The sequence below is a fragment of the Acinetobacter sp. V91_7 genome, from assembly GCF_031799075.1.
Taxonomy (GTDB): Bacteria; Pseudomonadota; Gammaproteobacteria; order Pseudomonadales; family Moraxellaceae; genus Acinetobacter; species Acinetobacter calcoaceticus.
The window spans coordinates 120780-144885 of record NZ_JAVQNT010000045.1 but is presented as its reverse complement, the minus strand read 5'-3'; the positions used below and the strand labels follow the sequence as shown (position 1 = coordinate 144885).

Genomic DNA, 24106 nt, shown 5'->3' with positions numbered 1-24106 from the left:
CATTTAACCACCCTGTACTGTCTTTAATCGGCCATCATCTAACTCAACATGGCGCTGACAAAGGCTTGCTAAGTTACGGTCATGTGTAACCAAAATAAGGGTTGTACCTAACTCTCGGTTTAAATCAAAAAGTAGATTTTCAATTTCTTCTGCTGTTTGACCATCTAGGTTTCCAGTAGGTTCATCTGCAAAAATAATTTGTGGCTCTGCAATAAGTGCGCGCGCAATCGCTACACGTTGCTGTTCTCCTCCAGACAGGACCTTAGGCGTTTGTTCCACTTGACGGCCAAGTCCCACTCGATGCAACCAATCTAACGCTTTTTTCTCTGCGGTTTTATAATCGAAATCTTTACGCAGCCTTAAGGGCAACATGACATTTTCAAGTGCGCTCAACTGAGGCAAAAGCTGAAAAGACTGAAATACAAAACCAATATGTTTCATTCTAATTTGAGCGCGTTGTTCTTCTGTTAACTCATGTACTGCTTGACCACATAGCCACACTTCTCCTTCAGACGGTTGATCTAATGTCGCTAGAATTCCTAGCAAGGTTGATTTACCTGAGCCAGAACGTCCTGTAATTGCTACCTGTTCCCCTTCAAATATCTCTAAATCGATATCTTTTAAAATCGTAAACTGATTTTGGTTGATCTGAATAGTTTGTGTAACTTGATGGGCAGCAATGATGGGTTGTGGCATGATATGAAAAGTCCTATGTATTCAGAATCAGGGTCGAAGTACAAATGTATAAATCTTTTTTGATTGGTTCTAAAAGCATCATGCTCATCTCATTAAGTATGCTGCCCCTGCTTGTATCGGCGAAAACTATTTTAATTTTAGGAGATAGTATTAGTGCCGGTTACGGAATTGATCCCAAACAAGGTTGGGTACAATTACTACAAAAACGTTTAGACCAACAGTATCCCAAACAACACAAAGTGGTCAATGCAAGTGTTAGTGGAGAAACAACAAGCGGAGCTTTGGCTCGATTACCTAAATTATTACAGACCTATAAGCCAAATGTAGTCGTGATTGAATTAGGCGGAAATGACGGCTTGCGTGGGCAACCACCTCAAATGATTCAAAAAAATCTGGATCAGCTCATTCAATTAAGCCAAAAACAAAAAGCCAAAGTTGTTATTTTTGGTATGAAAATTCCGCCAAATTATGGAGCTGCATATAGCAAAGCTTTTGAAAATAACTATAAAGTTGTAAGCCAAAAATATCAGGTGAAATTACTTCCGTTTTTTCTAGATGGCGTTGCTGGTCAAAAACAGCTGATGCAAAATGATTTGATTCATCCAAATGCACAAGCACAATCAAAACTACTTAATTTAGCTTTTCCATACATAAAAGGTGCCCTATAGGCACCTTTTAGTTTTAAATATTTTTATTATGATCAGAAATCAAAAAAAGTAACTTCACCAGTTTCTAGTGAATACTCTGCACCAACGACAATCAACTCACCTTTTGCGATCAAGCTTTCAAGGACACTTGAACCATGACGTAATTGATTTACCGAAGCAAAAACGTTTGAACGTACTGCATGGCATGATAATTTTTTCAAATCATTTTTTAAGTCAGTTTGCATTAAAATTTCAACTGATGGACGAACACGGTTCACAATCGACATTAAGTTAGATGATGGCGGTTGATCAGGGTTCATTAAGGTATCAATTGTCGCTTGAATCGCGCCACAATGGCTGTGTCCTAATACAACTACAACCGGACAGTCATAGCGTTCTGCTGCGAACTCAACACTACCGACTTGTGAAGGTGCCACAACATTACCAGCAACACGAATTACGAATAAGTCACCAAGACCTTGGTCAAATACCATTTCTGCTGGAACACGAGAATCTGAGCAACCTAATACAATCGCAAACGGATTTTGATCCTTTGCCATTTCAGCGCGTTCATGATGAGATAAGGTTTTTGCAAGGGAAGTATTTCCATTTACAAATCGTTGATTACCAGCTTTCAGACGATCTAAAACTTCTTGCGCAGTAGGCATTTTATATTTCCATTGTTTTTTCAAGGTTGGAAATCATTTTAATGTGTCAAAATTTGAATGTCACTGACAAAAAATTAAATCATTTCCCATGAAAAATTTTAAAAATACTTCCTCTATTTGAATGGAGAATTTACTGCACATTCACTGCTGTTTAGTGAAAAAATAGACATACTTTAGCAAATGGATTGACTATAATTTTCCTCCTTTTAATCATTTAGCAAATGACTCATTGGCAAAGTTTTTCAATAATTTTCAAACTCGCTTATGCATCAAGGATGAAATCTTATGACAACGCTGTCCGCATCAAAAAAAACTGTTCTAAAAAAAACCGTTGCAGCATTTACCTTAGCATGCAGCCTTACAACAATAATGAGTATTTCTCAGACACAAGCTGCCGATACGATTGATATAAGCTTTCAAAATATTTTGCAGCAAGAACGAAGCTGGGCAGGTTTACAAAGTAAAAGTTTAAAAGTTGGTGATATAACTTGGTCATATAGTGAAGGTGGATCTACCACTAAACCTACGTTGTTACTCATCCATGGATTAGGGGGGAGTCGTGATAACTGGAACCGTGTCTCTCGTTATCTGACAGCAAATTATCATGTCGTTATTCCCGATTTACCAGGAAGTGGTGAAACCGTAGTTACACAAAACTTTGATTATTCAGTGCCTAATCTTGCCGAAAAATTACGTCGTTTTGTTGAAGCTGCAAATTTAAAAGGCCCTATTCATATTGCTGGCCACTCACTTGGCGGTTCAATTGCCCTACTCTATGCCGGCCAATATCCATTTGAAACCAAAAGCCTATTCTTAGTTGATAGTGGCGGTATTTTCCGTTCTGCCAATACAATTTACCTAAAAGATCCAGCCTACCTAAAACAACTTTTAGTATCTAAAAAGGGTGACTTTAACTATTTATTAAAGCAAACCATGTTTAATCCTCCGTTTATTCCCAAAGAATTTTTAGAAGCTCAAGAAAAGCTCATGATTAATCAGGCACCTCAAACACAGAAACTGGTTAATCAGCTTATTGCGCTAAATAAGGTTTACACTCCCGATTCATTTGCAGTTCTCACAAAAACAATAGATGCACCGACACTGATTTTATGGGGTAAGCAAGATAAGATTATTAATGTCGAAGTCGCAAGTGAACTAAAACGACTTTTAAAGAATGCCCAACCTCCAGTTATTTTAGAAAATGTTGGTCATATGCCAATTCTGGAAGCTGAGCAGCTGGTTATTCAACAATATGTACCGTTTTTACTGAAAGTAGAAACAAATCAGTCGCCAAAAGCGACTACACCTTAAATAAAACTTCGGACTTGTGAGACCTTATGTCTACCCAACCGCTTATAGAAAAACTCATTGAAGCTCATCTTGATTTTTTAGATGAGGAATTTGCTCAGTCCCATGTTATCCAACAAGAATTTGAGCAATTTTATCATTGGTTGGGTAGTCGGCAACTACAACACCTCTGGACTTTCGAACAAATTCAGCAGCTGATTCAAAAGCAGATTTTAGACACCCCTGCTTCTGATTCCCTGCTTGAACAAATTGCAGAACATATCCGTTTTGCACTGATTCATCCTGCTAATGACAGTACAACAATTGAAGATGTTATTCCTGTTTTAACAATTGATGGAATTGCGCAATACGTTGCAAGTAAAGATCAGCATCGTAAGAAGCTAATTAAAACGATTGTGAATAATCCTGCATTTTCAGCACTTCTAACACAGCTGATTCAACAAACGATGCATGACTATTTAGATGAGTCGATGTCAAAACGGGTGCCAGGTGTAGGTCGTTTTATGAAGATGGGCAAATCGGTTCTAGAAACCGTAACCGATTCAAATCTAGACGACACGATTCATCATTATTTGCAAAAGAATATTTTAAAACTCACTCAAATGAGTGAGCGTGTTTTAAATCAACATTTTGACAATGATAAGCTCTACCATTTTCAGGCAAATATTTGGCATAAAGTTAAAACCATGCCGCTTTCTGTTTTAAAAAATTATGTAGAAGTTCAGGACTTATCAAAAACTGTGGGTTTAGGACATCAGATTTGGGATCACATTCGCCAAACTTCTTATTTGAAACAACAAGTACATGATGGTATTTACACGTGGTATGTTCGAAATCAGGAACATAATTTTGACTTGCTACTTCGTGACCTCAATATTGATGAAAGCTTAATTCAATATGAACTGACTCAGTTACTTGTGCCTGTATTACAGCAATTAGTCACAACTGGTCATTTAAGACGACGTGCTCGTGTTTACCTAGAGAAATTTTATTATTCTGAAAAAGCATTAGATATTTTAAATAACAAAGGCGCTTAAAGCGCCTTTGTTATTACTATGGATTAAAATGAATATTTTAGAGAGGCGTAATAAGCTCGACCTGGCTCATTGTAAGTTTGGCTAATCGAATTACTGTCTCTTAAAATTTGTTTATCAAACAAGTTGCTTACACCAACACGCGTACTAATATTGTCTGAAATTTTATAACCAACATTAATTCCAGCCGTACTATAGCTTTTTACAGTGCTTGGCTTAATCGCAGAATTTGTTCCACCTGAACCAATGCCAGATTCGATTCTATTTTCGGCAAACTGACGCGATTTTTGACGACCATATTGAGTAAATACAAAATTCACATCTAATTGATCTGTAATGTCGTAATCAAAAATTGAGTTAATTGTATAGTTAGGAACTAAAGATAATGGGTTACCCGTTTGCTTATCTTTCGAGTCCATCATATAGGTAAAGTTGTTGGTCCAACGAATATCGCCAAAGTCTAACCCTAAGCTTCCTTCAAAACCTTGAATTAATGCTTTAGGCGTATTTTCCCAACGTAAGATATTCCACTTCGTGTTGGTCACAGCTCCTGTATTTGCATTGGTACTTGAGCCATCTACAGTGCCAACAACATTCGTTCCTGCCACAATCTTATCTTTATAGTCATTACGGAACCACGTTAAGCTCGCGTTGACAATGTCTTTTTGGAACTGAATGCCTAACTCTTTGTTTACCGAAGTTTCTGGTTTTAAATCACCATTACCTTGTAATAAACAACGCGATTCAATATTGGCTGGACAACCATTGCCGTTCGTACTGAGTAAGTACCCTTCGGCATTTTGATACATATTTGGTGCTTTATAAGCTTTTGCTATCCCACCTTTTAACGTGAAATAATCATTGAGTCTTTGAGTAACGTTTAAGCTTGGGCTCCAGTTAGAGCCAGATTTGCTATGGTCGTCAAAACGTAAACCTAATACGGCATCGGTGCTGTCTGTGAGTTTCAAGTTGTCTTCGATATATGCAGAAGCAATCCGTGATTCCATTTTACTGCGATTGCCTTTAGCTAATTGATCGCCATAACCTGAACCGCTGCTGTCCGTACCCTGATTTGTCGAAATATTATCTTTAAATCTGTCTTCAACCCACTCAGTACCGAGTGTTAATACGTGTGGTACATAATATTCAAAAGGAATATTGGCTTCACCATTCAACCGAAGAGTCTCTAAGCGTGAAGTCGCTTTATCATCCAGATTATTAATTTTTCCTTCTGTGCTACCACCCAGACCTTCAGGCAAACGTTTATTATGAGTTTTATCGTATTGAGCAACTAACTTACTTTTACCCCAAGACCAATCACCTTCATGTGTTAAAGCATAGCTATCACGGTACATGGTATTGGTTTCTTTACCAATAAGCTCCGAAAGAATCGCATCAGCTTCAGCATTTGCATTTAACTGAGAATCACCAGAATAAATATTCCCTTGCTTGCTAGATGAGACATCGAGCAAGACTGTTTGTTGGTCTGTTGCTTGCCAAGCTAAACGTCCTGAAATATCTTTATTTTTAACGCCTTCACGCCCAGCTGCCGTACTGCCTATTGATTTATTAATATCGACATCGTCAGCTTCTGTTTTATTGTAATTACCATATAAACGATATGACAAAACATCTTTAATCAGTGGCCCACTTAAATTAAAGCCAACTCGATTTGATGAACCTTCTTTAGAGTCTTCAGGTTGTGAAGTATAGAGTTCTACCGAACCATGGGTTTCATTCGTCACTTTTTTAGTAATGATGTTGACTACACCACCTGCTGCACCCGAACCATATCGAGCTGCCGCTGGTCCGCGTAAAACTTCAATCGATTCGATTGCTTCCGCTGGAACCCAGTTTGAATCACCGCGTGTATCACGTTCCCCTTTCCAGCCATAGCGAACTGAATTACGAGAGTTAACAGGTTTTCCATCCACTAAAATGAGCGTATTTTCAGGACCCATTCCACGAATGTCGATTTGTCTATTATTACCACGCTGCCCTGTTGCACTGTTTCCAGTTAAATTTACACCAGGCATACGGCGTACATAATCTGAAATATCATTACGAACTGGAAGTTTTTCTAAATCTTCTTGGGTGATCACTGATACACCGAGCGATTGCTTTACTTGCTCTTCAGCTGTTACAAAAATTGTTTCCAATTTCACAGGTTCAGCAGGCTTTTCTAATGCTGGTTCAGCTTGTTCTTGCTCATTTTTTGCAGCATAAGCCATAGACATCATACTTGCCAGTACTGAAACAGAAAGCACTGACTGGATAATACGCTTCGACATAAGTATTCCCAATATATTGATTTATTAAACATCTCTCATTTTAAGTTCCGCATTGTAACAAATCTAAATAAAATTACAAATGATATTGATAATAATTATCATTATTTATATTGAATAATAAAAAAACCTCATTTCGAGGCTTTTTTATTTCACTTTTCAAATAATTTAATTATTTGAAATAAGCACCTTCAGCTTGTGTATGGTCAGTTTGGTCAACCACACGTTGAAGCTCTGGAATATGCTCTCTTAACGTCGTTTCTACACCTTGTTTCAAGGTAACGTCAATTGCAGAACATCCTTGGCAACCACCACCAAATTTCAATACAGCAGTTAAACCATGTTCTGGATTATCTTGTACTTCTACCAAGCTACAATTCCCGCCATGGCCTGCAAGACCTGGGTTAATTTCTGCTTGAAGAATGTAAGTAATACGCTCTTCAATTGATGCATCTGGACCAACACGTGGAACTTTAGAGTTTGGCGCGCGGAAAGTTAACTGCCCACCAAAACGGTCCTTATTGTAATCAATTACGGCATCTAAAAGATAAGGAATAGATGGCGCGTCAATATATGCAGGGAAATCTGGATAGTCCTGTTTATAATCCGTTGGGATTACTTCTTCTGGTGCACTATATGCCATACAGCATTCTGCACGTGGCGTACCCGGATGTTCAACAAAAACTCGAACGCCAATTCCCGGAGTATTTTGCTTCGTCAATAAATCGTGCAAATACTCTTGTGCAGATGGTGTAATCAAAAGGTTTGGAATTTCTTCTGCAACAGCAGTGTTGGTGTTCTCAGTCGACATAACAATATTCCTCAAGCTGATGCCTTTATATTAACCGAAGATGAGGTAGATTTAAAAAAAATCAACTAAATTTGTCGGATTTATACACAACAGGGTTTCAACTGAAGTTTTTAATGGCATTATTGGGCTCAATATTGATCATTTTTTAAATATTTCTTATGTTGCATCTGCCGTTTAACCATACCATTACCCTTATTATTATTACGGTCATTGTTTCTTTACTTGCGTTTAGCAATCAAAACGTGATGAATCGTTTGATTTTTTGGCCACCTGCAATGCAACGTGGGCAATTTGATCGTTTCATTACTCATGGCTTTATCCATGCAGATGGTACACATCTACTTTTCAACATGATTACCCTGTTCTTCTTTGGCAGCATTATTGAAAGTTTTTATCGCCAATATTTTTATGACATGGGTTTTGTTCTGTTCTATTTAGGCGGTTTAATCTTTGCGATTTTACCGAGCTATTTACAACATAGAAATGATACAAACTGGGCTAGCCTCGGCGCCTCTGGTGCGGTTTCAGCTGTTTTATTTGCTTATATTCTATTTCAACCATGGAAGCTGATTTTTGTATTCTTCATTCCGGTACCAGCCATTATTTTTGCTGTTTTATATGTAGCGTACAGCATTTGGGCTGGTAAACGTGGTAATAGCCATATCAACCATAGTGCGCATTTGTGGGGTGCAGCTTACGGGGTCCTTGTAACCATTTTGATCGAACCTAAAGTGATTCCACATTTCTTAGATCAACTGACTCGTATTCCGTTCTAAGTCAGGCACTCAAAAAAGCCCGTAATGGGCTTTTCTTTTTTTCTCATTTATTTATCAACATAAATTCTCAGTCTTTTTTCTGATTTTCTTTGATCTTTTCCTTGTTTTGATTGCAAAAACCATCTGATTAAACTCATGCCAAATCTTTTAATAATTCAGATGATACAATGAAGTACAAAGCAATTTTATCTAGCCTTTCCATTGCTTTATTTAGCTTATCTTTGGCTGGATGTAATGACAACGATAATCAAGAAAATGTAGCAACCACACCTAAGCAGCCGAATATCTTATTTATTATGGCGGATGACTTAGGCTATTCAGATCTAGGGGCCTTCGGTGGTGAAATTCGTACACCCAATATTGATAGCCTAGCTCAGGAAGGTCGCCTTTTAACTGACTATCACACCGCCCCGACCTGTTCCCCAACACGCTCTCAACTGATTTCAGGTACTGATCACCATTTAGCTGGTATTGGTGCAATGGCTGAACTCACGCCAGAACATTTAAAGGGCCAGCCTGGCTACGAGGGCTATTTGAATGAGCGTTCGCTATCCATTGCACAAGTGCTGAAAGATAATGGCTATCGTACTTATATCAGCGGTAAATGGCATTTAGGGCTAACCCCTGAAACGAATGCCCATGCAAAAGGTTTTGACCATTCATTTACCTTATTACAAGGTCTCGATCATCACTTTAAGCAAGCGCCAAGTGCATTTAAGCGAAATTCGACCTATACGGAAGATGGGCAAATTATTCCTGTTTCAGCATTGCCTGATGACTTTTTCTCGACAAATTATTTTACCGATAAATTACTGAGCTATTTAGACTCAGGTAAAAATAGCGGCAAACCGTTCTTTGCTTATGCTGCCTATACAGCACCTCATTGGCCAATTCAGGCACCTGCGGAATACCGTGAAAAATATCGCGGAGTTTACGATGTTGGTTACGATGCAATTCGTAATGCGCGTATCGCACGCCAAAAACAGCTTGGCATTATTCCGGCAAAATTTGAAGCAGCCGAACCGATTGCAACTCAAAATGCTCCACAAAAATATGGAAAATGGAATGAATTAACTGCTGAACAAAAAGCACTAGAAGCCCGTAAAATGGAAATCTATGCAGGCATGGTAGAAAACCTCGATGCCAATGTGGGCCGAATTATTCAATACCTCAAACAAAATAATCTTTATGACAATACCTTAATTTTCTTTGTTTCCGACAATGGTGCAGAAGGTTTTGTACGTGGAGGATACGGCAGTGAATCTGGCTTTGATAACTCTGTAGCAAATGTGGGCACACCGACTTCGTATCACTATATTGGACCACGTTGGGCTGAGGTCAGCGCGGCGCCATTTCATTTATGGAAAGATACCGCTGGTGAAGGTGCAACTACTGCCCCAGCAATCGTGAAATTACCAAATCAGAAAAAAGCAGAAGAAACGAATGATAGCTTTGCATCCGTACTCGATGTTTTCCCAACTTTACTAGAATATGCTCATATTCCAGTACCTCAAGGCCAATACAATGGTCGTACCATTAACACGCCATCAGGGATTTCATGGAAACCTTTACTTGAAAATAAAACAACTACGATTCGCCCCGAAAATTTTAGTTTTGCTGATGAGTTACATGGCAGTAAATATGCAAAACAAGGCGAGTGGAAAATTGCACTTCAAGGGCGATCTGAATTAGGTACAGGAACTTGGGAGCTATACAACATTAAAGCAGATCGAGGGGAAAGACAGAACGTTGCTCAGCTTTACCCTGCTAAAGTGCAAGAACTCTTATCGGTCTATCAAAAATATACTGAAAAAAATGGTGTGCAGGAATATAACGCCAAATGAGATTGAAACCATTTTTAGTTACGACCATCAGCCTGTCTTTTATGGCAGGCTGTAGTCAATCTTCACAAGTTTCTGAACCCGCACCATCGTCTCAGCAGCAAACCTCGTTAGCTGACTTGGGTTCTATTGAGAAATGTAAAAACTACACTGGACTACCTCAAGGTTGGCTAAAACAACCCACAGCTGGAATGGTTTTAATTCCTAATGGGCATTTTAATTTTGGTTCTGAAAAAGCCTATCCTGATGAACTTAATTTTGGAAAAAAGCAAAGGGAAGTTAAAGGATTCTGGATTGATCAGACAGAAGTCAGCGTTGCTCAGTTTGCTAGTTTCGTAAAAGCAACGGGTTATATCACCGATGCCGAAAAACAAAATCAGGCTGCTGTTTTTTCACCAGCCCCTCAACACCCACAGCAATGGTGGCAACTAAAATCGGGCTATATATGGAAAACTCCAAATGGTAGTAAAGGTGCTACTCCCCATCCTAACGAACCTGTGCGATATGTGAGTAAAAACGATGCTGAACATTATGCGGTCTGGCTAGGACGTGATTTACCAACAGAATTAGAGTGGGAATATGCAGCTAAAGCAAATTCAAAAACTGATACACCATTACATCAGGCCCCTACCGATGAACACCAACATCCACAAGCAAATTACTGGCAAGGTGAATTCCCTTTTCAAAACCTAAATCAAGATCACTTTAAAGATGTTGCGCCCGTTGGATGTTTTGCAGCAAATCATTTCAAACTATTTGATATGATCGGAAATGTATGGGAATGGACATCATCTCCATATCAAGGTGCTCATGACCAGCATATGGGAAATTATTCTGATTTAAGACAACAACAAATCACCAGTACACAATATGTAATTAAAGGCGGATCTTTTCTTTGCGCACAAAATTATTGTTCACGTTATCGTAGCAGTAGCCGCTATCCACAAGACTTTGATTTAGCAGCAACCCATGTGGGCTTCCGAACGATTTTACGGTCTGATTAGTTTCTTCAAGTCAGAATTATTAAATATATTCTTAACCAAAAGTAGATCGAAAAATAACCAAAATATTTCTATAGTAAAATGGAGAATGATAAAAAAGTGAGAACAAGATGAAAACATTACTTCTCTGTGCAGCAGCAATTTTCACAATGTCATTATCAGCCTGTGCAGTTCATACACCTGAAGGTAGTATTGTGATTGATCCAGATTCACCTTATCACAACCATCCAGGAGACTTTTGCCCACCAGGACAAGCCAAAAAAGGACGTTGTTAGAGACAGCTTCTTTTAAAGTAATTTTAAAGTAATTTTGAAGTTACTTTAAACAAATAAGGTTCAATCAAGTGATAAAGTGAGTACAAAAATGGAGGGTTCCAACCCAAAAATAGATGGGGTGAAACTAGAAAATTATGGTGTAAAAAAATCACCATATCCCCAAGATTTTTAAAAGACAATCTTATGTTGTCTTCTATCTAGTTTCACCCCAATTCTTTCTTATTCAGTCTGACTTTTCTTATCTTTTAATAAAAAAGTCTAGTTTTTAATCATTTCTGTATCTGTATTATTGATACATTTTGAACATTTTACCTTCAGGCTAAAACTGATGTATTTGCTTAATACAAAATAATCATTTATGTAACGTAAGTCTATAAAAATGTTCTAAAATTGTGAAAAAAATTAAGGCCAAAATGAGATGAATTTATCATAATAATTCCCTCTTCCATGTTTCATCACATAAATAATCAATATTATTTTGTCAGTTATTGCCACTCGTTTCCTTTCATTGGCATAGATAATGTATACATCTGTATATTAACCCAGTCGTATAACGAGATATTTTATGTCCAGCACAAGTCAAGTCGAAGGTCTACAATTTCCAGTACACGCCTCAACAAAAAAACAAAGCACATCTCTTACTGGCCAAGAAATTTTGTCAGAGGCTTTATCTGTTGTAGATAATAAAACCGCACAACAAGTGTTGAATGAAAAAAACTGGCGAAAAAATTACCCAATATATTTTAAAGCACTTGTTAAACAAGGAATTTCTAATAGTAACCACCCCATTACTATTGCGAAGCAAGGTTTGCATAAAGCTCACCATATTTTTGACTATTATCGTGATAGTAAACACTACCTTTTAAAAGATGCAGTTAATATTGCTTCATCTACGCCACTTCATACAGTAAAACTTAAAGGTGAAAGTGATGCAGCACCTGAATGGTATGTTCCTTACAAAGGACAAAAACTAAGCGGGCAAAGCTTACTGGACCAGATTCAACGTTGGGAAGAGGCTGGTATTATTGAACCAAGTCATGCAAAAGCTTTACGTGAAGCTATTGCTCACCCAGAATGGTTTGATTTATCTGACCGTACCATGGTGCTGTTTGGTGCAGCTTCAGAAGCAGGACCTCTACCTTGGTTAGCCAAATGGAAAGCGAATATTGTTGCTGTCGACTTACCAAATCCACGTGTCTGGGGCAAAATTTTAAATACGATTCAACAAGGAAACGCAACCCTCATTGCGCCTAGTGTTGAACAAATTGATTCTTCAGCAAAAGTTTCTGAATTAAAGGATAAATTGGGTGCAAATTTATTGACTCAATTACCAGAAATTGCACAGTGGTTAGTTCAGTTTCCACAAAAGTTAGATTTGGCTGCAATAGCTTATTTAGATGGCGAAAAGCATGTTCGTGTTTCCATGGCAATGGACAGCATCATGCAATTTGTGAGCGAGCATAAGTCTGATACGAGCCTTATGTTTATGTGTACGCCAACCGATGTTTATGCAGTTCCTAAAGAAGTCGCTAAAGCTGCTCAACAAAAGTTTAAATCACGCACAAAAATACAAAAAATGGCAGTGAAAGGTGTTTCCGCTCTTTCGCTCAATCGTTTTTTTCAAGCGCCATATCAAGACTTAATTGCTTGTGAAAATGGAAAAACTTATGGCATTGCCGACTGTCTAGTTGTTGAGCAAGGGCCAAATTACGCCTTGGCAAAACGCATTCAACAATGGCGCGCTATTTTGGCCCGCCATCAAGGACAACACGTCAGCATTAATATTGCACCATCAACAACGACTCATTCTGTGACTAAAAATCCATTGTTGAAAGCAGCTTTTAATGGTGCAGAGCTTTTTGATGTAGAAGCATTTAGCCCTGAAACTACCAATGCAATTATGGCTGCAATCTGGATTCATGACTTAAGAAATGAGTCTTCTGTAGCAAATCCTGAAACTGAGCTGGACCATCCGCTTGAGCTTATGATGGAAGGTGCCAACCACGGCGGATTGTGGCGTGTTGCTTATTTAGCACGAACTGCCCTGCCTTTTGCTGCAATCTATGGCTTTGCAACCGAAAAACTACCTTTTGGAAAATCATCTAAAAAATAATTTGATTGAAGCCCAATTCTAGAATTGAGCTTTTTTCTGTATTTATCTATTTACTTTGAAAGTGTGATAGATATTTTTGCATTTCATCAGGCGGCACCATACCGCCTCCTGTCGCCCATATCACATGGGTTGCCTGCTGTAATTGCTCAGCTGATAATTGATGTAAAGCCAAATAATCAGGACTCGTCTGGACATAATATGGCCCCATCAGGCCTGCCACCGCAGAAGGCTCAAGCTGAATATTTTCGGTTTGATTTAAAAGCGCAATGAGCTCATACAAACGCTCATCATCAATAGTGTAATAGCCATCAATTAACTGCTGCATAGCACGTCCCACAAAACCTGAAGCACGGCCTACTGCGAGCCCATCTGCGGTAGTTACATTATCGAGGCCAATATCATTCACTGAAAGCTGATCATGCAAACCTGTGTGGACACCCAGTAACATACATGGCGAATGGGTGGGTTCTGCAAAGATACAATGTACATGCTCACCAAAAGCCAGTTTCAAGCCAAAACTTACCCCACCAGGGCCACCGCCAACGCCACACGGCAAATAAACAAATAATGGGTGTTCAGCATCGACTTTAATTTGTTTTTGCTCAAATTGCTGTTTTAAGCGTATTCCTGCAACTGCATAACCTAAAAACAATGTTGTTGAGTTTTCATCATCAATAAAAAAACAATACGGATCTTGTTCTGCTGCTTTTCTTCCCTCTTCAACAGCTACTCCATAGTCACTGGCATATTCCACAACATTAACGCCCAATGAACGCAGTTTGTCTTTTTTCCACTGTCTCGCATCGGCAGACATATGAACAGTGACTCTAAAACCCAGTTTGGCGCTCATGATGCCAATCGAAAGCCCTAAATTTCCTGTTGAGCCTACTGCAATTTGATACTTAGAAAAAAACGTTCGAAATGAATCTTGATCTAACTTACTGTAATCGTCTTCTAATTTGAGAAGTCCAGCCTCAATTGCCAACTTTTCGGCGTGAGCCAAGACTTCATAAATACCACCACGCGCTTTAATTGAACCAGAAATAGGTAAATGGCTATTTTTTTTCAGCCAGAATGCTCCCCTCAGCTGCACTTGTTCTGTTGAAGAAAGTGCTTGTTGCATATAGGCAATTTCAACGATCTCTGATTCAATTTTTCCATGTTGCGCTTGAGTTTCAGGAAACGCTTTTGCCAAATAAGGTGCGAAACGCTCTAATCGGGCTTCTGCTTCACTTACGTCTTCGGCTGTTAATCCAACTTTTTCTAAAGCTTCTTTTAAAGGATAGTAATGAGGTGTAAACCAAAATGTTTCTTGATAGGCTTGCAGTGTCTCAATAAGTGGAAATTGTTGTTTTAGCTGATCTATTTGAACCGCATCCATAATCTATCCCGATATAAAAGTTTTAAGCCTAGCCTCTGAAGTTACTTGAGGCTTTATAAGAACTCGTTAATTTATAATTGAATGTACATGAAAATAGACTGAACGTTAAAAAGAAACAAATAAAAAAGCCACTGTGAACAGTGGCTTTAATTTTTTAAATACTTTTATACAAACTGTAAAAATAACCAGTACAAACCGCCTGACAAACAGATTGTTGCAGGGAGGGTAAATACCCATGCAGATAAAATCGTTTTAACTGTATTGAAGTTTAAGCCTGATCTATTCGCTACCATGGTACCTGCAACAGCACTGTTTAAAACGTGTGTTGTTGAAACAGGCATACCTAAACCATCGGCAGCTGCAATTGTACTCATTGCGACAAGCTCAGCAGACATGCCCTGACCATAAGTCATGTGATGTTTACCAATACGTTCACCTACAGTCACTACAATACGTTTCCAGCCGACCATGGTGCCTAAGCCAAGTGCCAAAGCAACTGCTACTTTCACCCAAGTTGGAATGTATTGTAAGAATGAATCTAAGCTACTACGGTATTCTTTCACGAGTTTTTCTTGTGACTGATCCATTTTTGGTAAAGCATCTGCTTTATCCAAACGCTTAAACGTCGTTGTACTTAAATACATGTCATTACGAATTTCACTGATTGCAGCTTCTGGAATGTCTTTTAAGTTGCTATAGCTAGAAACTCGCGCACCCAAATGATCAGTCATGCTTGCCAATGCAGGCACTACTTCCGGAGTTTGCTGTTTAGTCTGAATATATTTAGTCAAAATAACACGTGCTTTTTCATCGGTTAATTCTGGCTGATTTTGATTCAAAAGTACGGCAGTTTGAGAAGAAAGCTGATGGAATGATTGAACTTGTTGTGTATCAAGGTTTTTATTCAATGAATAAGCCAAAGGCACCAGACCAACCAAAATCAGCATGATTAAACCCATACCTTTTTGACCATCATTAGAACCATGTGCAAAACTTACACCTGTACAGGTAAAGATTAAAATTGCACGAATGATTGCTGGTGGTGGTTTATTACCTTCTGGTGGTTGGAATAATTCTAATTGGCGTTTAAAAATAGTTTTAACCAACAAGAATACAATCGCTGCAAAAGCAAAACCAATTAAAGGTGAAAATAATAAGGCCTTACCGACTTTAATCACCTGATCCATATCAACACCACTGGTAGTTACGCCAGTCGATGCACTCAACAGATGGTTCATAATGCCCACACCCAAGATTGAACCAATCAAAGTATGAGAGCTAGAAGCAGGAATACCCAAGAACCAAGTACCTAAGTTCCAGAGAATCGCAGCAATAAGAAGCGCAAAAACCATTGCGAAACCTGCACCGCTACCCATGTTCATAATCAATTCAACAGGCAACAATGCAATAATGCCGTAAGCGACTGCGCCGCTTGCAACCATTACCCCAAGAAAATTACAAAAACCTGCCCACATGACTGCAACTGGTGCAGGTAAAGCATTGGTGTAAATCACTGTCGCTACTGCATTTGCAGTATCATGGAAGCCATTTACAAACTCAAAGCCTAAAGCAATCAAGAGTGCGGTAGATAAGAGAATAACCGAATAAAGACTCAAAGGCGGTACATGCGCTAAATCAGCACTCACCTGAAATCCAATATAAATAAGTGTTGCAACAATAATTGTCAGAAACACCGGCATAAAGAACTTAGGTGTCGGGACATGTACATTCGTCGATTTGACTTGCAGGTTTGCCGCAAGTTTTGAATCCGAAACAGGGGGTAGATTAGAATTCATGCAGACGGTAAGAGGATAGAAAAATCCTCTGTATTCTTAAGTTAAATTATGACAATTATATGACAAAGCGGCGCCTGATGAAGTCAATTTTTCATATTTTGACCTCATTTGATGCACCTTTCCTCGATCCATTTTATTTTTTTATTAAAATACAATAATTTAAATCAATTTATATCTTCCTTATTTATGACTATTTTTAAAGCAAAAATAGCTAAAAAATTACCTGTATGACGCTTTTTTAAACAGCCTAATTGTCATAAAACAGAATATTGGAGATGAAATATTTCAGTATCATGATCATTTTATGAATATTTGATGAAAAAATACCCACTTTTTGTTCGAAAACACTTTTTTTTACGACTAATTTACGGTGAATGGTGGGTCGTCATAGATCATCAATTGTGCTGCTATTCTGTTACAATAGCGCCGCATTTTTAAATTCATATAAAAGATCGGGGTTTTCTATGTCTACGCTTGCCACCCTAAAAGCGCTTCTTGCTAAACGCATTCTGATTATTGATGGTGCAATGGGAACGATGATCCAGCGCCATAAATTGGAAGAAGCCGACTACCGTGGTGAGCGTTTTGCCGATTGGGCACATGACTTAAAAGGTAATAATGACCTTTTAGTTTTGACACAACCAGAAATCATTCAAGGCATTCATGAAGCTTATCTTGATGCAGGCGCAGACATTATTGAAACCAACAGCTTTAACGGCACACGTGTTTCAATGTCTGATTACCACATGGAAGACCTTGTTCCCGAAATTAACCGTGAAGCAGCGCGTTTAGCCAAAGCAGCTTGTGAAAAGTATTCGACTCCAGATAAACCGCGTTTTGTAGCGGGTGTACTCGGCCCAACATCGCGTACCTGTTCAATTTCACCAAATGTAAATGATCCTGCCTTTCGTAACATTACCTTTGATGCGCTAAAAGAAAACTATATTGAGGCCACTCATGCGCTGATTGAAGGTGGTGCAGATATCATTCTGATTGAAACCGTTTTTGATACATTAAACTGTAAAGCTGCAATTTTTGCGGTGAAAGAAGTCTTTAAGCAAATTGGTCATGAATTACCACTCATGATTTCAGGGACCATTACCGATGCATCGGGTCGTACCTTAACAGGTCAGACTGCCGAAGCGTTCTGGAACTCTGTACGCCATGGTGATTTGCTTTCAATTGGTTTTAACTGCGCCCTTGGTGCAGATGCTATGCGTCCTCACGTTAAAACCGTGTCTGATGTTGCTGATACATTCATTTCTGCCCATCCAAATGCTGGCTTACCAAACGCTTTTGGTGAATATGATGAAACACCAGAACAAACTGCTGCCTTCTTAAAAGAATTTGCAGAAAGTGGTTTGATCAATATTACCGGGGGTTGCTGTGGTACAACACCAGACCATATTCGTGCTATTGCCAATGCTGTAAAAGACATTGCACCCCGTCAAATTCCTGAAACTAAACCTGCTTGTCGTTTGAGTGGTTTAGAACCATTTAATATTTATGATGACTCATTGTTCGTTAACGTAGGCGAACGTACCAACGTTACCGGTTCAAAAAAATTCTTACGTCTTATTCGTGAAGAAAATTTTGCCGAAGCTTTAGAGGTTGCACAGCAGCAAGTAGAAGCTGGTGCCCAGATTATTGACATCAACATGGATGAAGGGATGCTCGATTCGCAAAATGCGATGGTACATTTCTTAAACCTTGTGGCATCTGAGCCAGATATTTCACGTGTACCTATCATGATTGACTCATCAAAATGGGAAATCATTGAAGCAGGCTTAAAATGTGTACAAGGTAAACCTGTTGTTAACTCGATTTCCTTAAAAGAAGGTTATGACGAGTTTGTCGAAAAAGCTCGCCTCTGTCGTCAATATGGTGCCGCGATTATTGTGATGGCCTTTGATGAAACAGGTCAGGCAGATACTGCTGCACGCAAGCGTGAAATCTGTAAACGTTCTTATGATGTTTTGGTTAATGATGTGGGCTTCCCTGCTGAAGATATTATTTTTGACCCAAACGTGTTTGCAGTGGCAACAGGGATTGAAGAACACAATAACTATGGCGTCGATTTTATTGAAGCCACAGGTTGGATTAAACAGAACTTACCTCATGCCATGATTTCTGGTGGTGTATCGAACGTTTCATTCTCGTTCCGTGGAAATGAGCCTGTTCGTGAAGCCATTCACTCTGTGTTCTTGTACCATGCTATTAAACAAGGCATGACCATGGGGATTGTAAATGCCGGCCAAATGGCAATTTATGATGATATTCCTAAAGAACTCAAAGATGCAGTTGAAGATGTTGTTTTAAACCAAAACCAAGGTGAATCTGGTCAGCTTGCGACCGAAAAACTACTTGAAGTAGCTGAAAAGTTTCGTGGTCATAGTGGTGCTCAGCGCGAAGCAGAAAACCTTGAATGGCGTAACGAGCCAGTAGAAAAACGTCTTGAATATGCGTTGGTTAAAGGTATTACCACATACATTGACGAAGATACCGAAGAAGCTCGCCTAAAAGCTAAACGTCCATTAGATGTGATTGAAGGCGCTTTGATGGACGGTATGAACGTGGTTGGTGACTTGTTCGGTTCAGGCAAAATGTTCTTACCACAGGTTGTGAAATCTGCACGTGTCATGAAGCAAGCTGTGGCTTGGCTCAACCCGTACATTGAAGCTGAAAAAACAGGTAGCCAATCTAAAGGTAAAGTCCTGATGGCAACTGTTAAGGGCGACGTACACGATATTGGTAAAAATATTGTGGGTGTTGTACTCGGCTGTAATGGTTACGACATTGTTGACCTTGGTGTGATGGTACCTTGCGAGAAAATCTTGCAAACTGCGATTGATGAAAAATGTGACATCATCGGTTTGTCAGGTCTGATTACTCCATCTTTAGATGAAATGGTGTTTGTTGCGAAAGAAATGCAACGTAAAGGATTTAATATTCCTTTATTGATCGGTGGTGCGACGACATCGAAAGCACACACAGCAGTAAAAATTGACCCTCAGTACCATAACGATGCGGTGATTTATGTTGCCGATGCCTCACGCGCTGTGGGCGTTGCAACTACCCTGCTTTCAAAAGAAATGCGTGGAAAATTCATTGAAGAGCACCGTGCTGAATATGCCAAAATTCGTGAGCGCTTAGCCAACAAACAACCAAAAGCTGCAAAACTGACTTATGCAGAGTCTGTTAAAAACGGTTTTAAAATTGATGAAAGCTACGTTCCAGCAAAACCAAATCTTTTGGGAACTCAAGTTTTAACAAACTACCCGCTTGAAACATTGGTTGAATATTTTGACTGGACACCATTCTTCATTTCTTGGAGCTTGGCAGGTAAGTTCCCGAAAATTTTACAAGATGAAGTGGTTGGTGAAGCTGCAACAGATTTGTACAACCAAGCTCAAGCAATGTTGAAAGATATTATCGACAACAACCTTTTTGATGCACGTGCTGTATTTGGTATGTTCCCTGCGCAGCGCACTGACGCCGATACCGTCAGCGTATTTGATGAAGCGGGTCAAAATGTTACGCATACATTTGAACATTTACGTCAGCAATCTGACAAAGTCACAGGTAAACCAAACTTGTCTTTAGCAGATTACATTCGTACTGACCGTGAGCAACAGGACTACTTAGGTGGATTCACTGTATCAATTTTTGGTGCAGAAGAATTGGCAAATGAATACAAAGCCAAAGGTGATGACTACTCTGCAATTTTAGTTCAGTCATTGGCTGACCGTTTTGCTGAAGCCTTTGCAGAACACTTACATGAACGCATTCGTAAAGAGTTCTGGGGTTATAAAGCAGATGAAACACTGACCAATGAAGAACTCATTAAAGAGAAATATGTCGGTATTCGCCCTGCGCCGGGTTACCCAGCGTGTCCAGAGCACTCTGAAAAAGCGGTGTTGTTTGACTGGTTAGGTTCTACAGACAAAATCGGCACCAAACTGACTGAGCACTTTGCAATGATGCCGCCATCTTCGGTAAGTGGTTTCTATTATTCGCACCCTCAAAGTGAATACTTTAACGTGGGCAAAATCTCTCAAGACCAACTTGAAGATTATGCAAAACGTAAAGGTTGGACACTTGATGAGGCGAAACGTTGGTTAGGACCGAATTTAGATGATTCGATTGCTTAAGTTCGTATAAATAATCTAAAGGGTTATTCTATTTAAATAAAATAACTCTGATTAAAAATAGGGCGTGAAGGAAATTCCATCACGCCCTTTTCAATTTGGAAATTTAATATTTCTACTTCAAATGTGACTTAATCTTCTCTTTAACTGCTTCAGTTGAAATACCATAGCGATCATGCAAAGTTGGTAATGCCCCCGCATCTAAAAATGCATCTGGTAAACCAATCATATCGAAGCGTGGATGTTGACCATTTCTTAAAAGTAAGGACCCGACTGCTTCCCCTAAACCACCAATGACTGAATGATTTTCGGCAGTTAAAACAGGTCGGCCACCTTTTGCAACTTCATCCAAAATAGTTTGTTCATCTAAAGGCTTAATAGTAGGCACATGCAGCACTGAAACCTCAATGCCCTCGTTTTCAAGCTCTTCGGCTGCCTCAAGCGCACGCATAGTCAATAGACCAGTCGAAATAATGAGTAAGTCTTTACCCGGTTTAATCACCTGCGCCTTACCCAATTTAAACTGGTAATTGTATTTATCGAGCACTAATGGAACCTGTCCACGCAATAAACGCATATATACAGGACCGTTATGTGCGGCAATTTGTGGAATCGCCTGTTCGATTTCCAAGGCATCACACGGATCAATGACCATCAGGTTCGGCATTGCACGGAAAATTGCAATATCGTCAGTCGCCTGATGACTTGGGCCATAACCCGTGGTTAAACCCGGAAGCGCAGCAACGATTTTGACATTGAGGTTATCTTCTGCAATCGCCATACAAATAAAGTCATAGGCACGGCGTGATGCAAACACAGCATAGGTCGTGGCAAAAGGAACGAATCCTTCACGAGCAAGTCCTGCTGCTGCGCTCATCAAAAGTTGTTCTGCCATGCCCATTTGGAAAAACTTGTCTGGATTTTCTTTAGCAAAGATATGCAGGTCTGTATATTTTGATAAATCGGCTGACAACCCCACAATATCATCACGCTCTTTTGCCAAGGCATTGAGTGCGTGACCAAATGGCGCTGGTTTGGTCGGTTGACCCTCGGCAGCAATAGAAGCAATCATTGCCGAAGTGGTTAGTTTTTTCTTAGGAGGATTGGCTAACTGGCTCATGGTGTATTCCTTACTGTCCGTAGTGGGTCAAAATGTTTAAAGCGTCATCCCATTCATGTTCATCAACACGAATGAAGTGTGTTTTTTCGCGGCTTTCCAAGAAAGACACGCCTTTGCCCATTTTGGTGTCACAAATAATGACTCGCGGACATGCTCCCTCATGGTTTCGTGCTTGATCGAATGCCTCAAGTAAAGCTTCCATATCGTTGCCATCTACGCGTTGGGTGTACCAACCAAATGACTGCCAACGGTCTACAATGGGTTCAAAAGCCAAAATTTCGCTTGAATGCCCATCTGCCTGTTGGTTATTTACATCAATAATGGCAATCAGGTTATCTAGTTTCCAATGAGAAGCAGACATCACCGCTTCCCATGTTGAGCCTTCATTTAACTCGCCATCAGACAGTAAGTTATAAACAAAAGCATCCGACTTTTTCTGTTTCAGTCCTAGACATGCGCCGACTGCAATTCCCAAACCATGACCTAATGAACCACCTGTAATTTCCATGCCCGGTGTGTATGAAGCCATGCCTGACATCGGTAAACGACTATCATCAGCCCCATAGGTTTCAAGTTCTTCAAGCGGAATAATGTTTGCTTCAATTAAGGCTGCATAAAGTGCAATTGCATAGTGCCCAATAGAGAGATAAAAACGGTCACGGCCTTCCCACTCTGGGTTTTCTGGCTGATATTTCATGGCATGGAAATAAGATACTGCCAGTAGATCTGCGGCACCTAATGCTTGTCCAACATAGCCTTGACCTTGTACTTGCCCCATACGTAAAGCATGTTGGCGAATGTGGTAGGCACGTTGTTGCAACTCAGCAATTTGACCTGATTTATCAACATTTAACATTGTCATTTACTATTCCTTATTAACGATTGACCAGTTTTGCCGGAACGCGCAGAACCAAACTGGCACCGAAAATTAATACTGCTGTGATTAAGAACATGCCGATTGCATTTGAACCTGTGTTGGTGGTGACCCAACCAATTAAATAAGGTGAGCAGAATCCAGCAAGGTTGGCAAAGCTATTGACTGCTGCAATACCTGCCGCTGCCGAAACACCACCCAAAAAGTTGGTTGGTAACATCCAGAATAAAGAAGATGCAGTGAGCACACCTGAGGCTGCAATGCAGAGGAAAATTAAAGAAAGTGTCAGATTTGAAGCGAGCAAAGTCGCAAGTGTAAGTGCGATCGCACCCGCACACATAGGGATAATTAAGTGCCAACGGCGTTCTTGGAAATGGTCACCACTACGCCCTGCCAAAAGCATAACCACAATGGCGCACATATAAGGAAGACTCGTAAGTAGCCCAATATGCCAGTTATCACTGATGCCTGAATTACGAATGAGAGTGGGTAGCCAAAAGGTAATGGCGTATTGGCCCATCACCACACAGAAGTAAATGCCTGCAAGTAACCATAAACGTTTATCGGCGACAAACTCTTTAACGCTCCCGTGGCCTTCTTTGTGTTGGTTATCTTGAGCAAGTTCTTGCTTAACTAAGTTTTTCTCGTCTTGAGTTAGCCAGTTCGCGTCTTGAACGGAATCTTTTAAAACAGCGAGTACGAGCAAACCGACAACAACTGTAGGAATGGCTTCAATTAAAAACATCCACTGCCAGCCAAACCAGCCATGCACACCGCTCATTCGATCCATGATTAGACCCGAAAGTGGCCCACCAATCATTCCCGAGATTGGAATCGCGATAAACCAAAGTACAGTCATGCGTGCACGACGATAAGATGGGAACCAGTAAGTGAGGTAAAGCAATAAGCCTGGGGCCAAACCCGCTTCGGCAACACCCAGTAAAAAACGTAAGGTGTAAAATTGCCATTCGGTTTGAACAAAGGCAAAACAGCCTGACAAAATGCCCCATGTAATCATGATGCGGGCAATCCAACGTCTTGCGCCTACTTTGTGGAGTACGATGTTACTTGGCACTTCACAAAGGAAATAACCAATAAAGAAAATCCCTGCGCCTAGCCCATATACAGCTTCACTAAACTGTAAATCGCTCATCATCTGGAGCTTGGCAAAACCCACATTTACTCGATCTAAATAGGCACAAAAATAACAAAGCATTAAAAATGGCATAAGCCGAAATGCAATTTTTCGATACGCCGATTTACGAACTGCCGTATCTACTTCAGATGAAAATACTGTATCCATCATGCGAATCCCTTTACATTTGGCCA

General features: G+C 39.7%; 18 protein-coding genes. 9 read left to right on the top strand and 9 right to left on the bottom strand.

Translation table 11 applies throughout. The features are described 5' to 3' along the window. Positions 1-3: 3 nt before the first annotated feature. Entirely contained in the window at positions 4-696 is a 693-nt protein-coding gene (locus tag RMB03_RS20280) for an ABC transporter ATP-binding protein (protein WP_311077378.1), read from the bottom strand. Positions 697-740: 44 nt separating this feature from the next. On the opposite strand from RMB03_RS20280, the gene RMB03_RS20275 reads away from it, so the two are divergent. Continuing rightward, positions 741-1364, top strand: coding sequence for an arylesterase (locus tag RMB03_RS20275; RefSeq protein WP_311077377.1), 624 nt, complete (start codon positions 741-743; stop codon positions 1362-1364). A gap of 32 nt (positions 1365-1396) precedes the next feature. Here RMB03_RS20275 and RMB03_RS20270 read toward each other — a convergent pair whose 3' ends face one another. Next, a complete protein-coding gene (locus RMB03_RS20270) occupies positions 1397-2011 on the bottom strand; it encodes a carbonic anhydrase (RefSeq protein WP_003653067.1) in 615 nt (204 codons plus the stop codon). A gap of 285 nt (positions 2012-2296) precedes the next feature. On the opposite strand from RMB03_RS20270, the gene RMB03_RS20265 reads away from it, so the two are divergent. Next, positions 2297-3322 (top strand): alpha/beta hydrolase, encoded by a 1026-nt coding sequence (locus RMB03_RS20265; RefSeq protein ID WP_311077376.1) that lies wholly within the window; start codon positions 2297-2299, stop codon positions 3320-3322. 26 nt (positions 3323-3348) lie between these two features. Continuing rightward, the gene (locus RMB03_RS20260) at positions 3349-4356 is read left to right on the top strand and encodes a hypothetical protein (protein WP_311077375.1); all 1008 of its coding nucleotides are present in this window, start codon (positions 3349-3351) and stop codon (positions 4354-4356) included. Between the two features lie 23 nt (positions 4357-4379). On the opposite strand, the gene RMB03_RS20255 is transcribed toward RMB03_RS20260, so the two are convergent. Then, positions 4380-6644, bottom strand: a complete 2265-nt coding sequence (locus RMB03_RS20255) for a TonB-dependent siderophore receptor (protein ID WP_080026492.1) — start codon at positions 6642-6644, stop codon at positions 4380-4382. A 169-nt stretch (positions 6645-6813) separates the two neighbouring features. Further along, positions 6814-7452, bottom strand: a complete 639-nt coding sequence (gene nfuA / locus RMB03_RS20250; RefSeq protein ID WP_003653074.1) for a Fe-S biogenesis protein NfuA — start codon at positions 7450-7452, stop codon at positions 6814-6816. Between the two features lie 158 nt (positions 7453-7610). Here nfuA and RMB03_RS20245 point away from each other — a divergent pair, with 158 nt between their 5' ends. From RMB03_RS20245 to RMB03_RS20225, 5 genes are all read left to right on the top strand, one after another. Next, the gene (locus tag RMB03_RS20245) at positions 7611-8228 is read left to right on the top strand and encodes a rhomboid family intramembrane serine protease (protein WP_003653076.1); all 618 of its coding nucleotides are present in this window, start codon (positions 7611-7613) and stop codon (positions 8226-8228) included. Positions 8229-8395: 167 nt separating this feature from the next. Next, positions 8396-10072 carry an arylsulfatase gene (locus RMB03_RS20240; protein ID WP_311077374.1) on the top strand — a complete coding sequence of 559 codons (1677 nt, stop codon included), beginning with the start codon at positions 8396-8398 and terminating at the stop codon, positions 10070-10072. Continuing rightward, positions 10069-11073 (top strand): SUMF1/EgtB/PvdO family nonheme iron enzyme, encoded by a 1005-nt coding sequence (locus RMB03_RS20235; protein WP_311077373.1) that lies wholly within the window; start codon positions 10069-10071, stop codon positions 11071-11073. The genes RMB03_RS20240 and RMB03_RS20235 overlap by 4 nt, the downstream gene beginning before the upstream one ends. A 107-nt stretch (positions 11074-11180) precedes the next feature. Continuing rightward, entirely contained in the window at positions 11181-11345 is a 165-nt protein-coding gene (locus tag RMB03_RS20230) for a hypothetical protein (protein ID WP_004793999.1), read from the top strand. 565 nt (positions 11346-11910) lie between these two features. Continuing rightward, positions 11911-13458 (top strand): hypothetical protein, encoded by a 1548-nt coding sequence (locus tag RMB03_RS20225; RefSeq protein ID WP_005042273.1) that lies wholly within the window; start codon positions 11911-11913, stop codon positions 13456-13458. Between the two features lie 46 nt (positions 13459-13504). On the opposite strand, the gene RMB03_RS20220 is transcribed toward RMB03_RS20225, so the two are convergent. Next, positions 13505-14839 carry a D-serine ammonia-lyase gene (locus tag RMB03_RS20220; protein ID WP_311077372.1) on the bottom strand — a complete coding sequence of 445 codons (1335 nt, stop codon included), beginning with the start codon at positions 14837-14839 and terminating at the stop codon, positions 13505-13507. A 164-nt stretch (positions 14840-15003) separates the two neighbouring features. Continuing rightward, positions 15004-16635: an inorganic phosphate transporter gene (locus RMB03_RS20215; protein ID WP_132071890.1), complete on the bottom strand. Its 1632-nt coding sequence runs from the start codon at positions 16633-16635 to the stop codon at positions 15004-15006. 464 nt (positions 16636-17099) lie between these two features. Between RMB03_RS20215 and metH the strand changes: the two genes are divergently transcribed. Beyond that, the gene (gene metH, locus RMB03_RS20210; protein WP_311077371.1) at positions 17100-20786 is read left to right on the top strand and encodes a methionine synthase; all 3687 of its coding nucleotides are present in this window, start codon (positions 17100-17102) and stop codon (positions 20784-20786) included. A 112-nt stretch (positions 20787-20898) separates the two neighbouring features. Here the strand turns inward: metH and RMB03_RS20205 are convergent, their stop codons facing one another. The 3 genes from RMB03_RS20205 to RMB03_RS20195 are packed head-to-tail and all read right to left on the bottom strand — an operon-like array spanning position 20899 to position 24080. Then, positions 20899-21903, bottom strand: coding sequence for a transketolase C-terminal domain-containing protein (locus tag RMB03_RS20205; protein WP_311077370.1), 1005 nt, complete (start codon positions 21901-21903; stop codon positions 20899-20901). A gap of 10 nt (positions 21904-21913) precedes the next feature. Then, complete coding sequence (locus RMB03_RS20200) at positions 21914-22759, bottom strand: transketolase (protein ID WP_080028189.1); 846 nt, start codon at positions 22757-22759, stop codon at positions 21914-21916. Positions 22760-22778: 19 nt separating this feature from the next. Further along, entirely contained in the window at positions 22779-24080 is a 1302-nt protein-coding gene (locus RMB03_RS20195; protein WP_035364395.1) for an MFS transporter, read from the bottom strand. Positions 24081-24106 lie beyond the last annotated feature (26 nt).

Coding starts and splice junctions, on each gene's coding strand:
- RMB03_RS20215 (WP_132071890.1), bottom strand. CDS start 16,635: ATGAATTCTAATCTACCCCCTGTTTCGGATTCAAAACTTGCGGCAAAC.
- RMB03_RS20230 (WP_004793999.1), top strand. CDS start 11,181: ATGAAAACATTACTTCTCTGTGCAGCAGCAATTTTCACAATGTCATTA.
- RMB03_RS20255 (WP_080026492.1), bottom strand. CDS start 6,644: ATGTCGAAGCGTATTATCCAGTCAGTGCTTTCTGTTTCAGTACTGGCA.
- RMB03_RS20225 (WP_005042273.1), top strand. CDS start 11,911: ATGTCCAGCACAAGTCAAGTCGAAGGTCTACAATTTCCAGTACACGCC.
- RMB03_RS20195 (WP_035364395.1), bottom strand. CDS start 24,080: ATGGATACAGTATTTTCATCTGAAGTAGATACGGCAGTTCGTAAATCG.
- RMB03_RS20240 (WP_311077374.1), top strand. CDS start 8,396: ATGAAGTACAAAGCAATTTTATCTAGCCTTTCCATTGCTTTATTTAGC.
- RMB03_RS20260 (WP_311077375.1), top strand. CDS start 3,349: ATGTCTACCCAACCGCTTATAGAAAAACTCATTGAAGCTCATCTTGAT.
- nfuA (WP_003653074.1), bottom strand. CDS start 7,452: ATGTCGACTGAGAACACCAACACTGCTGTTGCAGAAGAAATTCCAAAC.
- RMB03_RS20205 (WP_311077370.1), bottom strand. CDS start 21,903: ATGAGCCAGTTAGCCAATCCTCCTAAGAAAAAACTAACCACTTCGGCA.
- RMB03_RS20235 (WP_311077373.1), top strand. CDS start 10,069: ATGAGATTGAAACCATTTTTAGTTACGACCATCAGCCTGTCTTTTATG.
- RMB03_RS20245 (WP_003653076.1), top strand. CDS start 7,611: ATGTTGCATCTGCCGTTTAACCATACCATTACCCTTATTATTATTACG.
- RMB03_RS20265 (WP_311077376.1), top strand. CDS start 2,297: ATGACAACGCTGTCCGCATCAAAAAAAACTGTTCTAAAAAAAACCGTT.
- RMB03_RS20270 (WP_003653067.1), bottom strand. CDS start 2,011: ATGCCTACTGCGCAAGAAGTTTTAGATCGTCTGAAAGCTGGTAATCAA.
- metH (WP_311077371.1), top strand. CDS start 17,100: ATGTCTACGCTTGCCACCCTAAAAGCGCTTCTTGCTAAACGCATTCTG.
- RMB03_RS20200 (WP_080028189.1), bottom strand. CDS start 22,759: ATGTTAAATGTTGATAAATCAGGTCAAATTGCTGAGTTGCAACAACGT.
- RMB03_RS20280 (WP_311077378.1), bottom strand. CDS start 696: ATGCCACAACCCATCATTGCTGCCCATCAAGTTACACAAACTATTCAG.
- RMB03_RS20220 (WP_311077372.1), bottom strand. CDS start 14,839: ATGGATGCGGTTCAAATAGATCAGCTAAAACAACAATTTCCACTTATT.
- RMB03_RS20275 (WP_311077377.1), top strand. CDS start 741: ATGTATAAATCTTTTTTGATTGGTTCTAAAAGCATCATGCTCATCTCA.